The organism is Flavobacterium sp. J49, from assembly GCF_011742145.1.
Classification (GTDB): domain Bacteria; phylum Bacteroidota; class Bacteroidia; order Flavobacteriales; family Flavobacteriaceae; genus Flavobacterium.
Window position 1 is genome coordinate 35,729 of sequence record NZ_JAAQQU010000098.1, and the last position, 15,750, is coordinate 51,478.

Genomic DNA, 15,750 nt, shown 5'->3' on the forward strand with positions numbered 1-15,750 from the left:
GGCCACTTTGAAACTTTAACACTTATCCCTATCTTTGCACGCTTAAATACAATACGATATGCAACTTTCGGAACAAGAAATCATCAGAAGAGAAAAACTAAACGCTTTGCGCGAATTAGGCATTAACCCTTATCCGGCGGATTTATTTCCCGTTGACCATACGTCAAAACAGGTTAAGGAAAACTTCGAAGAAGGAAAGAAGGTTATATTGGCCGGGCGCATAATGAGCGACAGAGACATGGGAAAAGCTTCGTTTGTGGAGTTGCAGGACAGCGAAGGCAGAATTCAGTTGTATTTTAACCGCGACGTGATTTGTCCGGGTGAAGACAAGACTTTATACACTCAGGTTTTCAGAAAATTGACTGACTTAGGTGATTTCATAGGCATTGAAGGTGAATTGTTTTTAACCAAAGTAGGAGAAAAATCAGTTCGTGTAGACAAGTTTACTTTTTTAAGCAAAACTTTACGTCCGTTACCGTTGCCTAAAAAAGACGAAGAAGGAAACATACACGATGCTTTTAATGATGCCGAATTGCGTTACAGAATGCGCTATGTAGATTTAGTTGTCAATCCGCACGTCAAAGAAGTGTTTATCAAAAGAACCAAGTTGTTCACGGCGATGCGCAACTTTTTCAACGCTGCCGGTTACATGGAAGTGGAAACTCCGGTGTTGCAATCGATTGCCGGCGGTGCCGCTGCACGTCCGTTTATCACACACCATAATAGTTTAGACATTCCTCTATACATGAGAATTGCGAACGAATTATATTTAAAAAGATTAATCGTCGGAGGTTTTGACGGTGTATATGAGTTCTCCAAAAACTTCAGAAACGAAGGTATGGACCGAACGCACAACCCTGAATTTACGGCTATGGAAATTTATGTTTCCTATAAAGATTACAACTGGATGATGGAGTTTGCCGAAAACTTATTGGAGTATTGTGCCAAAGAAGTAAACGGAACCACTGAAGCAGTTTTCGGGGAACACAAAGTCAATTTCAAAGCGCCTTACGCCAGAGTTACAATGACTGATGCTATTAAACAATTTACCGGTTTTGATATTTCGGGTAAAAACGAAGCCGAAATTTTTGCAGCCGCACGCGGAATGGGCATTGAAGTGGATGAAACAATGGGGAAAGGCAAATTAATCGATGAGATTTTTGGAGCCAAATGTGAAGGCAATTTTATCCAACCCACTTTTATTACCGATTATCCAAAAGAAATGTCACCGCTTTGTAAAGAACACCGTGACAATCCCGAATTAACCGAACGTTTCGAATTGATGGTTTGCGGAAAAGAAATTGCCAATGCTTATTCTGAATTAAACGACCCTATCGACCAAAGACAACGTTTTGAAGCCCAATTGCAATTGGCCGAACGCGGTGATGACGAGGCTACGCAATTTATTGACAACGACTTTTTAAGAGCTTTGGAATATGGCATGCCACCAACTTCAGGAATGGGAATCGGAATGGACAGACTAATCATGTTCTTAACGAATAACGCTTCTATCCAAGAAGTTCTTTTCTTCCCGCAAATGCGTCCGGAGAAAAAACAAATTGAATTGACCGAAGACGAAAAATTAATCATCGGTTTATTAAAAACAGAAAACAACCAAGCTCTGGGACAACTAAAAGAACAATCCCAATTGAGCGGTAAAAAATGGGATGCCGCGATGAAAGGTTTGGCCAAACACGGTTTAACCAAAGTAATGGTGGACGGAGATAACAAAACAGTAGTTTTGAATTAATACTAAAGGGACTCAAATGAGTTCCTTTTTTTATAAAGTTTTGTTAAGCTTTAAACCTTTTGGATTTGTCGTCGTCCTACCGGTATAATTTTAAAAAATCAAAAAATGAAGAAAGTATTTTTAGCCTTATTGTTGTTTGTAAGCATAACGACTTTGGCACAAGAAAAAAAAGAAAGAAAACCGGAAAGAGAAAAATTAACCAAAGAGGAAAAAGTGGACATTCAAGTAAAAAGAATGACTAAGGATTTGGATTTGAATGAAAAGCAAGCCAAAGAAGTTCGTGCCATTGTAACCAAAGAAGTTGAAAAAAGAGAGGCAAAAAAAGCCGAAATGGATAAAAAAAAGGAGCAAGTAAGAGCTGAAAGATTGGCTGAAGCCAAAGAACACCAAGCTGCTTTGACGGCTGATATGAAAAAAATTCTGACTCCGGATCAATTTGCCAAATGGGAAAAAAACCGTGAAGAAAAGAAAGCCAAAGTAAAAGTAAGAATGAGCGAACGCAGAGGGAAAGGCAAATTGGACCCAATTAAAGAGGATAAATAAAAATAAATTTTGAGATTAGGTCAAAATAAATTAGCTTTGGAGTCATTATCCTTCTAAAAATCTAAAAAATGAAAAAATTAATTGCTGCTTTAACATTAATGTTAGCATTTTCAATAAATGCAAATGCACAAGACAAAAAAGAATTGACTGCTTCTGAAAAAGGAAAAAAAGATGCTACTGAGTTAACCCAATTCTTGGGATTGAGCGCAACTCAAAGTGATGATTTTTACAGATTGTTTGAACTAAAACACAAGACTCTTGAAGACAAAACTCTAACTGCTGAAAGAAAAGCTGAATTAAATAGAGTGATAGAAGCCAAAATCAGAGCTTCACTAGATGGAGTTCAAATGGAAAAATTGGATAAAAATCCTGACTTATTGAAGAAGTTAATTAACTAAGGTTAATCTCAAAAATAAAAAAGTCCTTTCTAAACGAAAGGACTTTTTTATTTTACAGTGTTTGTGCCACTTTATCTATCGCCTTGATGGTAAAATCTAAATCCTCATAGGTCAAAGCATCGGTTATAAACCAAGTTTCATAAGCCGAAGGTGCAATATAAACGCCTTCGTTTAACAAACCGTGGAAAAATTTCTTGAAAGTTTCGTTGTCTCCGTTTTTGGCGGTTTGGAAATCAACTACAGGGTTCGCATCAAAATGAACTGAAATCATCGAACCTACTCTGTTGATGGTAAAAACAATGTTGTTCTCCTTTAAAACATTGTCAATTCCTTTATGTAAATAAGCCGTTTTCTCTTCAAGTCTTTTAAAGATTCCCCCATCAGCGTTCAAAGCTTCCAACATAGCCAATCCCGCAGCCATCGCCAATGGATTTCCCGATAAAGTTCCCGCTTGATAAACCGGCCCTAGCGGCGCCAAATAATTCATAATTTCGTTACGCGCTGCAAATGCCCCAACGGGTAATCCGCCGCCAATTACTTTTCCGAAACAGACAATATCAGCGGTTACTCCGTATAATTCTTGTGCGCCGCCTTTGGCCAACCGAAATCCGGTCATTACTTCGTCAAAAATCAACAAAGCGCCATTGGCATCACAAACTTCACGAAGCGATTGCAAAAAACCGTCTTTTGGTGGTACACAACCCATATTTCCGGCAACCGGCTCTATGATAATAGCGGCAATTTCATTTTTATTGGCTTCAAATAAAGCCTTTACATTTTCAATATCGTTATAGCTGGCCAACAAGGTGTCTTTAGCCGTCCCTTGGGTAACTCCTGGACTGTTGGGCACCCCAAAAGTACTCAAGCCACTGCCTGCCGCAATTAAAAACGAATCTGAATGACCATGATAACAGCCTGAAAATTTGATGATTTTATCTCTTTTGGTATAACCTCTTGCCAAGCGAATAGCACTCATACAAGCCTCAGTTCCCGAATTTACAAAACGAATCTTATCAATATTGGGCACCATCGAAATGGCCAATTGAGCAATTTTGGTTTCCAATTCCGTAGGCATCCCAAAGGAAGTTCCTTTTTGGGTTTTTTCAATTACGGCATCGACTACCGGTTGAAAAGCATGTCCTAAAATCATTGGTCCCCAAGAATTGATGTAGTCAATCAATCGGTTGTCGTCTTCGTCATAGAGGTAAGCACCTTTAGCGCTTTTGGCAAAAATGGGCGTTCCTCCTACTCCTTTGAATGCTCTTACCGGAGAATTTACACCGCCGGGAATTACTTTTTCAGCTTCAGCAAACAACTGACTGCTTCTTTGATAAATCATGGTTTAAGGTAATTTTGTTTTGATTCTACTTAACGATAATTGTTTGTCCCAAAGACAAAGAATTATCGGTTAAATTATTTTTTCTCTTTAACTCTTCTATTGAAATATTAAACTTTTTGGAAAGAGAGTATAAGGTATCTCCTTTAACAACGGTATATTTTTGAACCTCATCCGTATAGGCTATCTCCTTTTTGGTTATAACCGGAACGTAAGCTTTGCCCAACACTTCCGCGTCATACTTACTTAATTGGTAGCGCTCTATTAATCCGATTAATTTTTCAGGATATTTAGGATCGGTGGCATAACCGGCCGCTTTTAAACCTTTGGCCCAAGCCACATAATCATCTTTGCCCAATTGAAACAAAGAAGCGTAACGCGGACGACTGGTTAAAAAATAAGAATGGTCGCGGAATGAACCACTCGGGTCGTCATATTTTCGGAAGCATTCGTTTTCTTCATCATCGGTGTAACGGATACTAGGCCCTGTCCATTCTTTATGGCATTTGATTCCGAAGTGATTGTTAGCCTGCATGCTTAACGGACCTGTTCCAGCACCTGATTCTAAAATAGCTTGTCCCAAAGTTACACTCGCAGGAATTCCAGTTTTTTGCATGTTTTCTTTGGCCAAAATTTTATATTTATCGATATAGGCCAAAACCATTTCAGTGGTAACCTTAACTCGGGTTGTGGCTTCTAAAATCTCACTTGAAGAAGCATTGTTTTGCTTTGAAGAGTTAGATGAGTTGACTACCTCTTCAGATTTTTTGGGCTGATTAGGTCTCAAAATGGGTTTTTTGACCCTTTGTGCAACAGGAGTTGTTGTTTTTCTCGGATCGGGTTGAGAGGTTCTGACTACTGATTGGTTGGAACCACAAGAAGCCACAAAAATCATGAGCAGCAATAAAAAAAATTTCTTAATCATAGGTTTGTATTTCGATTTGGTTTTTTTGTTTTAACAACATGTTCATTCCAGCAATTCCCTGCAATCCGCCGGTGTGAATAAGCAATATTTTGGCTCCTTTGGAAAACCATCCTTTTTCAATCAAATCAAAAATGCCATATACCATTTTCCCGGTATAGATTGGGTCTAATGAAATTTGGTGTTTTTGATAAAAATCATTTATAAAGCAAACTAATTCCGGCGTCACTTTGGCATAACCTCCAAAATGATAGTCGGTCACCAGCTCCCAATTTGGATTCTGAACAAATTTACAAATATCTTCCTTTAAAAAATCACCTTTAAGTGCCGGAAATCCTAAAACTTGTTGACTACTTTTTGAACAATTTATTATTCCCGAAATCGTACCGCCGGTTCCCACCGCACAGCAGATATAATCGAAGCTTTCATCGGCTTGGGTCAAAATCTCTTCACAACCTTTTATGGCCAAATCGTTGGTTCCGCCTTCGGGTAAGAGATAAAAATCGCCGTATTTATCTTCCAGCATCTTATTAAAATCTGCTCTGTTTTTGTCCCGATAAGCAGCTCTTGAAACAAACTCAAAAACCATTCCGAAATCTTGAGCCTTTTGTAAAGTGGGATTTTCTGCAATTATATCACGCAACTCTTCTCCTCTGATGACTCCAATAGTTTGAAAACCCATTTCTTTACCGGAAGCGGCTACGGCTAAAATATGGTTGGAAAAAGCCCCGCCAAAAGTTAACAAAGTTGTTTTGTTTTGCGCTTTAGCCTGCACCAAATTGTACTTCAGTTTCCTGTACTTATTTCCGGAAAGATAAGGATGTAATAAATCTTCACGCTTAAGATAGAGCGTGATGTCAGAATTTTTAATTTCGATTTTTTGATTAATGCTTTCCAAAAAAAGGCTTTTGACAAAGATACGAAACGCTAAAGTCTTGGGATAAAAAAAAGCGATTTAAAAATCGCTCTTAACTTGTTTACTAACGGTTAGAAACTATGATTTTCTGTGCCATTTTCCTGTTGTCATTGGTTACAATCTCAACTAAATAAACGGCTTCTGCCATACCACTAGTGGAAAATTCATAGGTGTTTTGCGCCCCTAATCTTTGTTGGTCAAAAATTTGTTTTCCGGTGATATCAAAAAGCTTAACCGTCTTTAAATCCAATGAATTGGGATTAGAAACAGTAAGCGTTTGTGAAGCATTATTTTGAGAAATAATCAAGTCAGATTTGATATCGGACTGACTGTTTAAATTGGCATCTTTGAATGTAATTTCGAAGCGATTGTTGTAAACTCCGCTTGACAAAACGACTTCGTAAGTGCTGTTTTTAATATCATGATAGCTATTGTCTTGGGCATCATACATAAAAATCGACTGAGAATCATCAAAATTTACCACCATTGAGGCATCAAATTTAAAGGTAGCATTGTCAGTCGCCTTTATACCGATAGGAATTCTTTTGTTTTCATCAAATGAAATTCCTTGAATCACATATTTATTATTATCTAGAAAGAAATACACATCATTTGGAATGGTTTCTTCTACCGGCGATTTGGCATCTATTCCCCTATCAATTCCGTCAGTTGCTGTCGGCAAAAACACCAAGGCAATTTGTCTGGTAAATTGGTTATTCATAATGGTATTTAAACGAATTTGTGCCGCTTGATCAGCAGTCGGGCTTTGAGTAGAAGCTATATAATTGTTGACATTTCTTTCAAACTCTGAATAAACATCCGATTCTTTATAAAATTCCCTGTGACTATTTTTTAAAGTCACTGCAACCGGACTGCCACTTGCCTTTCCTTTTACCATAAAACCCTGCCCGATGGGTGCATATTTTCTCTGAATAGACAATCCTGAAGATGCGCCTGTCGTATTAATAGTGCCATCAATATTATAAGAATCAAATGTAGCAGGCACATAAATGCCATATTCTGTTGGGGATGTACTCACAGGAGCATAAGTTCCATATCCTCCACGATAAGCCAATAACAAATGAGAATCTACCGTTTTATCGTGTTCCCAATAGTAGGCAATCCCCGTACAATCAGTATTGCTTGGATCCAATAAAAAGGCATTCACATGTAGGGCAGATGGGTAAGGATTCCCCGTCAATGTTAAATTATCGGTGGCAACATTTACTGTGATATTTCCATCATTGGGTTTGCCTCTAAAATCATACCGCTGAGCACCACCGGGATTATTCACTGTAGCTTCCCCAATGTTCGTATTATCTGTTCCACTGGTTCCTTTCATGGTAAAGCCTTGTCCGGCTGAAATATCAGTATTGGCACCAGATTGTATCCATTCTGAATAATCGGCACCCGCTAAGAATTTCCAAATCCAATAAGTAGCGATGGATAGTGAGCCGTTACTCGACAACCCATCATAACTCGAAGTAAGCATAGTTGCAGGCGAACTGTTAATAACCGATGAAGGAAGTTGAATCATTGTAATCCCAAAATTTTCATTGCCGGTTGATGTAGAAGCATTTCCTACAGGTGAGCACCAATAATTGTAATCAAAATTATCAGAAGTTCCTTCTTGAAAAACAGACAAAAGACCTTGTCCTTTATTTGTAGAACTACCTGTTGTTCCTTGCAAAAGTTGCGCTTCGTTCCTTAAGAATATGATTGCATTATTTTCAAGATTGACATCTTGTTTAACAAAAACATATTCATTTTTTACAAAAACATAGCTATTTGGACTAACATAGAGTTGGGCCAAAGAGGAAAAACCAAACAATAAAACCGCAACAAAAATCACCTTTCCCATAACACACTCATCTTAAATGCTTAACAAAAAAATTAACAACCGCTAAGATATAACTTTTTTCTTAAAACTTCACTTTCACCCCACAGAGTCAGATTTTACTCAACAGAAAGACATGACCTTTTAGCAGGAAAGCTTAAAATTTTAAATTAAAAAATAAGTCAATTCTTTCTTTTTTAAACTTAATTAATCATTGGTCGAAATTTAAATACACTTAATCTAAAAGTGCTGAAAAACTCAGAAAAAAATAGCCTAAAAAGTTTTTTTCAATATATTTTTACTTTAACAAAGAATAACACAAGTAATTAGTTAAAATTTATTAGATTTTAAAATAAAACTTAAAAAAGACAATTATTAATGAGGCACCATTACCCTTTAAAACACCAAACCAATAGCCTTGAAAAATTCTTTTTAAGTTGTATCTTTTTTTTGAGTTGTTGTTTTTCAAGTACTATTTACGCCCAAGGAACTACTTGTTCTAACGCCACAGCCTTAACTATCAATGGGAGTTGTACAACCGCTGTAACCATTAGTGATACAACGCAAGATATCCCCAACATAGGAACTTGTCTAGGTACTTTTGCCAGAGAAGGCTGGTTTACTTTTACCGTTTCCGGCGGACCCTTAGATATCACCATTACCGCTGATTCAGGCAATAGAAATCTGTTTTTACAATTGATCTCTTCTACAGCCGCTTGTACCGGATTGACAGAGATAAATTGCGCCAATACCACCAACACTAACGGAGCACAAACAGAAACGATTACACAAACATTAAGCAATGGAATCTATTACATAAAAGTTGTAAATGTAGGCTCGAGCAATATGGCTTTAAACAGCATTTGTGTTACAGCTACTTCACCTTGTATCGCTCCAACAGCACAAGCTTCCGGATTTACTTTGGGCACAGTGACCTCAACAACGATTCCCGCAACCTTTTCGGGTAGTGCAAATGGCTTTTTAGTTATTCGCTCTTTGACTAATACACCTCCATCCCAACCTACAAACGGAACTGTCTATTCGGCAGCTAATATTGCCACACTTGGTGCCGGATTGACTTTTGTACAATCGGGAGTCTCAACCTCCATAACAGATGCAGGTTTAACAGAAAATAACCGATATTACTATTTTATTTACGCCTACAATAATACTTCCTGCACAGGCGGACCGGTCTATAACGCTTCGGGAGCTTTAACCGGCAATGCGATAACTTGTCCGGCTGTACCAAACTCAGTTGCTCCCGCCGGCATAACATCCGGAGGGTTTACTTTAAATTGGGTTGCACCAACTGGCGGCTCCGCAAATGCCATCACCTATCATGTTCAAGTCACAACTGATGTCGGATATACCAATAATATATCAGGATCGCCTTTTAGTGTCAATGCGCCGACAACTACTTTAAACATAACCGGGCTAAATGCCGGTACAACTTATTATTACAGAATCTTGTCAGGTAACGGATGCAACAGCTCTTATGTTTCCGGATCAGCCACTACTTTAGCAGCCAATCCTTGTTCAAGTGCGGCTACTTTAAATTGCGGCACCATTAACTTAGCAGGAACAACTGTCGGAAGTTCAAGCTTCACCCACAATACAGGCTGTACCATGAGTAGTTATGGAAAATGGTATACTTTTACAGGAGACGGAAACTTAAATACTATAGCTGTTACAACGACCAGCTTCGATGCTGAGTTGTCAATATCAAGAGGTTCCTGTGGTTCATTAACCAATATTGCCTGTCGAGACACTGCTATTAACGGAACAGAGACCTTTAGTTTTACAGCAACATTAGGAGTGACATACTATGTGTATGTAGCCTATTGGTTATCTGGTGACACAACCACCGGAACATTTACAATTACCCGAACCTGTACCACGCCTTTTAACCCTTGTGCTTCCATTCCGAACATTGCCTCTTGCGGATCAACTATAAATACTACTATTGTTGCCGGAACTGGCGCCTATGGCACTTCAGCATGTGGTTGGACAACTCCCGGACAAGAACAGATTTACACGTTCACACCAACAACAACCGGAAATTATTCCATTTCTCAAGCTAGCTCATTCGCCTATATTGACTACCAATTCAAACCCGTTTCTTCGGGCTGTAACGGTATTGGCTGGACTTGTATTGATGACCTCTCGGGCACAGGAAACAGTCCGTATTTCAGTTTAACTGCCGGAACGCCATATTACCTTTTATTAGACCCTGAGAGTTCTGCTGGCGGCAATGTGAGTTTTATTTTGAACTGTCCGGTGACGCCTCCGGCCAACGACAATTGTAGCGGAGCAATTGTTTTAACCGTAAATCCATCCACTACTTGCAGTACAAACACCGCAGGTACTACTCTAGGCGCTTCGCAATCTCAAACCGGTTGTGCCGGAACTGCTGACGATGATGTGTGGTACAGCTTTGTTGCAACAACAACCTCTCATACTGTAACTGTAACACCCACGACATTATCTGATGCCGTTATACAGGCTTTCAGTGGAAATTGTGGTAGTTTAGTTAGTCTTGATTGTGTTGACGACACTATCTCTTCCAACGAATCAACTGTCCTAACAGGTCTAACCATTGGAAGTACATACTATGTGAGAGTCTACAGTTACAGCAGTACTTCCGGACAAGGCACATTTTCCATTTGTGTTACATCAAACATCCCTTGTACAAGTGGCAACGGAAATGGCGGAACCAGCAATAATTGCCCTGTGATTGTTGCAGGAGGTTTAGGATTGAGCGGTGCCGACCCCAATCCGGTGAACGCTTGTATTTCTTCAACTTGCGTTGATTTAGAAGCTACTTATTTACAATTAAACCAAACGACTGACTATACTGTTCAACCGATTACTTATAATCCGCCATACCAATTTAGTTGCTTACAAAACTCTGTTAGCATCAATGTTGATGATGTATGGTCGCCAACTGTTACATTGCCGTTTAACTTCTGTTTTTATGGCACCAATTACAGTCAATGTTTAATAGGCTCAAACGGGACAATTACCTTTGACCTCACTAATAATACACCCGGAGGTTACAGCGGATGGTCATTTGCCAACAATCTTCCGAACAATACCTTATTTTTAAATACCATTTTTGGAGTCTATCATGATATTGACCCTAGCAAAGGCGGTGAAGTTGGCTGGGAATTAATAACTTTATCTACAGGCTGTAGAGCTTTGGTAGCTTCATGGAATGACATCCCGATGTTCTCTTCCAGTTGCAATGCCCAATTGTATACCGGAATGATTGTATTGTATGAAAACACCAATATCATTGAAGTCTACATTGAAGAAAAAAATGTTTGTGCTTCTTGGAACAGCGGAAATGCCATCGTTGGTATTCAAAACGCGAACGGAACACAAGCCGTAGTTGCTCCTAACAGAAACGGATTAGACACCAACTGGACAGTTACCAATGAAGCTTGGCGATTTAGTCCTTCAGGAGCACCAATAGCCTCCGTAAAATGGTACCAAGGTTCCGGAACAAGTGGAGCCGTTCTTGGGACTAGTAACATTTTAAGCATTTGTCCAACTACTACCACAACCTATACTGCGGAGGTTACTTACACTCTTTGTAGTGGCTCCACTTTGAAAATAACTGATGAAACTACAGTCACTGTTGGCGCTAGTAAAGTTTGGAACGGCACCGTAGACAATGATTGGAACAAACCAAGCAATTGGACACCCAATATTGCCATTCCGAACAGTAGTGATTGTGTTATTATTCCTGTAACTCCTAATAACCCTTTGATTTCAGGGACAAATTACAGTGCTTTAGCCGGAACATTATCTATTCTGAACGGAGCAATATTAACTATAAATTCAAACAATAGTCTCACTGTTACGGATTGGGTAAATGTAGCAACCACAGGAACATTTACAATCAATAGTAGTGCAAGCTTGGTTCAAATTAACAACGTTGCCAACACCGGAAACATTATCTACAAACGAGACGCTACTATGAGAAGTTTGGATTATGTTTATTGGTCATCTCCTGTAGCTAATTACAATTTAAGTAATATTGCTGCTCCGCTAACCTTTTGGGGAATGTACAAATGGAATACCACAGTAGCCAATACCAATGGCGGACAAGGCAATTGGGAAAATGCCGGCGGTGATGCCATGATTGCCGGAAAAGGATACATTGCCAGCGGTCCAAGCAATTTCAGTTCTACAGTAGCCGCAACTCTTAACGGATCTTTTACAGGTGTGCCTAATAACGGAATTATTACAGTCCCTATTGCCAGAGGAAATGACACCAATACCTCATATCATGTGGGCATCAATGGTTCAGAAATCTCAAATTATAGCGACAACTGGAATCTATTAGGAAATCCTTATCCTTCAGCCATCAGAGCTAGCCAATTTTTATTTGACAACAACACCAAAATCATGGGAAATGTCAAACTGTGGACACATGGTACTTTACCGGATATAATTGCCAGTCCGTTTTACAATACTTTTATTTACAACTACAGTCCGGGCGATTATTTAACCTATAATTTTACCGGAACAAGTTGTTGTCCGACTGCCGGTGCTGATTTGTTTATTGGTTCAGGTCAAGGATTTTTTGTTCAGATGACTGATGGTCCGGCTGCATCAGACAACATTACATTTACCAACAGTTTACGAAGCAACACTTACAGTAACAGTACATTCTATCGATTGTCAAATTCCAATGTTTCGAATAGTATTAATGTTGAAAACTTAGAAAGAAACCGAATATGGTTAGACATTATTGACTCTAATAACAATTCTGACAGAACCTTGTTCGGGTACATCGAAAATGCCACTATGGGCAACGATAGTTTCTTTGATTGTATTACGCAAAATACCGGTGGAATAGCCATTTATTCCTTATTAGACGATGCCAAACTATCTATACAAGGTAGGGCTTTACCTTTTGATATCAATGACGAGGTGCCAATCGGTATTAATATTCCAACTAGCGGAAACCATACGATTGCCTTGGCGGCCATTGACGGACTGCTCAACAATCAAAACATTTATCTAAAAGATGGTTTATTAAACATCACCCACGATTTGAAAGCAAGCCCATACCAATTCACATCAGCAAATGGCATGATACACGACCGATTTAGGGTTGTTTATCAAAGTAATGCTTTGGGTAATCCTGAGTTTTCAACCAACAACCCAGTAAATGTTATTGTAAAGGATGAAGTGGCGGTAAGCTCCAATAATCTTCAAATGGAATCCATCATAGTATACAATATACTGGGGCAAAAATTAGACACTTACCATAATATCAACACCAATTTCTTTACACTTTCCAATTTGAGAAAAAACAATGCCGGTTTGTTGTTGAACATAAAATTACAAAACGGTGAAACTGTAATCAAAAAAGTAATTTACTAATTAAAGATATTTCAAAAACTTCCAAAAAGACCTTTGCTTTAAGTAGTGAAGGTTTTTTTCATTAGCATAGGCTTCTTGTTCAAATGAAATTTTACGATAAGCCAAACTTCTATCTTGGCACTTCAACCATCGCGCCAAAAACTCTAAACCATACCAAATAAAAAAAGGCAAAATCAACAACTCCAATTGCTGACGCAAATGAATTTTTTCATGGGTAAGCAATATCAAATCACTTTTACTATTCGCAGACTTCAAAAAAACAAACGGAAAAACCGTCAATCCTCTGTAGCCATTCGGAATTAAATATTTCGAAACAATTAGTATCATTACTGATAAAGTCTTTAAATTTGTACCTATGAACGAGCAAAATAATGAAAATAAATTAATCGAAGGCGAAGATTATTACTTAACACCCGAAGGTTACCGATGTTTCACCGAAAAATACCATTTAAAACGCGGTTATTGCTGCAAAAGTGGTTGCCGTCATTGCCCGTACGGATTTGATAAAAAAACAGGAACTATTAAAAAAAGTAACTAAGTTATTGGGTGACTAAGTTGCTGAGAAAAACTCAGAAACATAGCGACTCAGGCACACAGCAACTCAAACAAACAACTTACAACACTACCAAAATGACCTTTCAAGAACAAATTTTACAAGGAATCCCCGCAGTTTTACCACAACCCAAACCCTACGAACCCGAAATCAATCACGCACCCAAACGCAAAGAAATATTATCCGAAGACGAGAAGAAATTAGCACTTAAAAACGCTTTACGTTATTTTGAACCCCAACACCACGCTACCTTAATTCCCGAATTCAAAGCCGAATTGGAAACTTATGGTCGCATCTACATGTACCGTCTTCGACCGGATTACAAAATATATGCTCGCCCTATTTCGGAATACCCGGGAAAATGCGAACAAGCCAAAGCCATCATGCTGATGATTCAAAACAATTTGGATTACGCCGTGGCACAACATCCGCACGAATTAATCACTTATGGAGGAAACGGAGCCGTGTTCCAAAACTGGGCGCAGTACTTGTTGACCATGAAATATTTGGCCGAAATGACCGAAGAGCAAACCTTAGTCATGTATTCCGGTCACCCAATGGGATTATTCCCTTCACATCCTGAAGCACCAAGAGTTGTAGTGACTAACGGTATGGTAATTCCAAATTACTCCAAACCGGATGATTGGGAAAAAATGAATGCTTTAGGTGTTTCTCAATATGGCCAAATGACCGCCGGAAGTTATATGTATATCGGTCCACAAGGCATCGTTCACGGAACAACCATCACCGTTTTAAACGGTTTCAGAAAAATCAAAAAATCTCCTAAAGGCGGTTTATTCGTAACTTCAGGACTTGGCGGAATGTCAGGCGCGCAACCCAAAGCCGGAAACATTGCAGGCTGCGTAACCGTTTGTGCCGAAGTCAATCCGAAAATTACCCACATTCGCCATTCACAAGGTTGGATTAACGAAGTGATACAAAATATTGATGAGTTAGTCCCAAGAGTCAAAAAAGCATTAGAAAATCAAGAAGTCGTTTCGATAGCTTATCTCGGAAATGTTGTTGATGTATGGGAAAGATTCGATCTGGAAAATTTACATATTGATTTGGGTTCCGACCAAACTTCATTGCACAATCCTTGGGCTGGTGGTTATTATCCAACCGGATTTACTTTCGAAGAATCGAATGAAATGATGGCGAATAATCCGGAAAAATTCAAAGAGGAAGTTCAGAAAACATTGCGCCGTCATGCGGCAGCCATTAACAAACACACCGCCAAAGGCACTTATTTCTTTGACTACGGAAATGCGTTCTTGCTTGAAGCTTCACGCGCCGGTGCTGATATTATGGCCGAAAACCACATCGATTTCAAATACCCAAGTTATGTACAGGACATTATGGGACCGATGTGTTTTGACTATGGATTTGGACCGTTCCGTTGGGTTTGCGCTTCCGGAAATCCTGACGATTTAGCCAAAACTGACAAAATTGCCTGTGATGTTTTGGAAGAAATGATGCAAAATTCGCCGGAAGAAATCAAGCAGCAAATGGCAGATAACATCCAATGGATTAAAGGTGCTCAAGAAAATAAATTAGTCGTTGGCTCACAAGCACGTATCCTTTACGCCGATGCTGAAGGCCGAATCAAAATCGCGGAAGCCTTTAATCAAGCGATTGCCCGCGGTGAAATTGGCTACGTTATTTTAGGTCGAGATCACCATGACGTATCCGGAACGGATTCGCCTTACCGAGAAACTTCCAACATCTACGACGGCTCAAGATTTACAGCCGATATGGCCATTCACAACGTGATTGGAGACAGTTTCCGTGGCGCAACTTGGGTATCGATTCACAATGGCGGAGGCGTTGGTTGGGGCGAGGTTATAAACGGTGGTTTTGGTATGGTTCTTGATGGAAGTTCAGCAGCGTCAAGACGCTTAGAATCAATGCTTTTCTGGGATGTGAACAACGGAATTTCCCGAAGAAGTTGGGCCCGAAATGAAGGTGCTATTTTCGCTATAAAAAGAGCCATGCAGACGCAACCTTTATTAAAAGTCACCATCCCTAATATAGTTGATGATGGATTGTTAGATTGTTAGATTATTAGACTTACTTAGACAAATAATCACAGTGAAAT

General features: G+C 39.1%; 11 protein-coding genes. 6 read left to right on the forward strand and 5 right to left on the reverse strand.

The annotated features are described in order from the left end of the window. Nucleotides 1-58 precede the first annotated feature (58 nt). The 3 genes from lysS (at nucleotide 59) to HA632_RS03270 (ending at nucleotide 2,691) form a co-directional block, all read left to right on the forward strand. Nucleotides 59-1,750 carry a lysine--tRNA ligase gene (lysS, locus tag HA632_RS03260; RefSeq protein WP_176305783.1) on the forward strand — a complete coding sequence of 564 codons (1,692 nt, stop codon included), beginning with the start codon at nucleotides 59-61 and terminating at the stop codon, nucleotides 1,748-1,750. A gap of 105 nt (nucleotides 1,751-1,855) precedes the next feature. Then, nucleotides 1,856-2,293, forward strand: a complete 438-nt coding sequence (locus HA632_RS03265; RefSeq protein WP_176305784.1) for a hypothetical protein — start codon at nucleotides 1,856-1,858, stop codon at nucleotides 2,291-2,293. A gap of 68 nt (nucleotides 2,294-2,361) precedes the next feature. Beyond that, nucleotides 2,362-2,691 (forward strand): hypothetical protein, encoded by a 330-nt coding sequence (locus HA632_RS03270; protein ID WP_176305785.1) that lies wholly within the window; start codon nucleotides 2,362-2,364, stop codon nucleotides 2,689-2,691. Between the two features lie 52 nt (nucleotides 2,692-2,743). On the opposite strand, the gene hemL is transcribed toward HA632_RS03270, so the two are convergent. From hemL to HA632_RS03290, 4 genes are all read right to left on the reverse strand, one after another. Next, nucleotides 2,744-4,030 carry a glutamate-1-semialdehyde 2,1-aminomutase gene (hemL, locus tag HA632_RS03275; RefSeq protein ID WP_176305786.1) on the reverse strand — a complete coding sequence of 429 codons (1,287 nt, stop codon included), beginning with the start codon at nucleotides 4,028-4,030 and terminating at the stop codon, nucleotides 2,744-2,746. 25 nt (nucleotides 4,031-4,055) lie between these two features. Further along, entirely contained in the window at nucleotides 4,056-4,952 is an 897-nt protein-coding gene (locus tag HA632_RS03280; RefSeq protein ID WP_176305787.1) for a glucosaminidase domain-containing protein, read from the reverse strand. Beyond that, the gene (locus HA632_RS03285; RefSeq protein ID WP_176305962.1) at nucleotides 4,945-5,838 is read right to left on the reverse strand and encodes a 1-aminocyclopropane-1-carboxylate deaminase/D-cysteine desulfhydrase; all 894 of its coding nucleotides are present in this window, start codon (nucleotides 5,836-5,838) and stop codon (nucleotides 4,945-4,947) included. Before HA632_RS03285 ends, HA632_RS03280 begins: the two co-directional genes overlap by 8 nt. A gap of 91 nt (nucleotides 5,839-5,929) precedes the next feature. Beyond that, nucleotides 5,930-7,726, reverse strand: a complete 1,797-nt coding sequence (locus tag HA632_RS03290; protein WP_176305788.1) for a T9SS type A sorting domain-containing protein — start codon at nucleotides 7,724-7,726, stop codon at nucleotides 5,930-5,932. 354 nt (nucleotides 7,727-8,080) lie between these two features. Here HA632_RS03290 and HA632_RS03295 point away from each other — a divergent pair, with 354 nt between their 5' ends. After that, nucleotides 8,081-13,099, forward strand: coding sequence for a fibronectin type III domain-containing protein (locus HA632_RS03295; RefSeq protein ID WP_176305789.1), 5,019 nt, complete (start codon nucleotides 8,081-8,083; stop codon nucleotides 13,097-13,099). On the opposite strand, the gene HA632_RS03300 is transcribed toward HA632_RS03295, so the two are convergent. Continuing rightward, a complete protein-coding gene (locus HA632_RS03300; protein ID WP_176305790.1) occupies nucleotides 13,100-13,426 on the reverse strand; it encodes a hypothetical protein in 327 nt (108 codons plus the stop codon). A 28-nt stretch (nucleotides 13,427-13,454) separates the two neighbouring features. Here HA632_RS03300 and HA632_RS03305 point away from each other — a divergent pair, with 28 nt between their 5' ends. Beyond that, entirely contained in the window at nucleotides 13,455-13,637 is a 183-nt protein-coding gene (locus HA632_RS03305) for a DUF5522 domain-containing protein (protein WP_176305791.1), read from the forward strand. Between the two features lie 92 nt (nucleotides 13,638-13,729). Then, nucleotides 13,730-15,712, forward strand: a complete 1,983-nt coding sequence (locus HA632_RS03310; RefSeq protein WP_176305792.1) for a urocanate hydratase — start codon at nucleotides 13,730-13,732, stop codon at nucleotides 15,710-15,712. The last annotated feature ends 38 nt before the right edge of the window (nucleotides 15,713-15,750 follow it).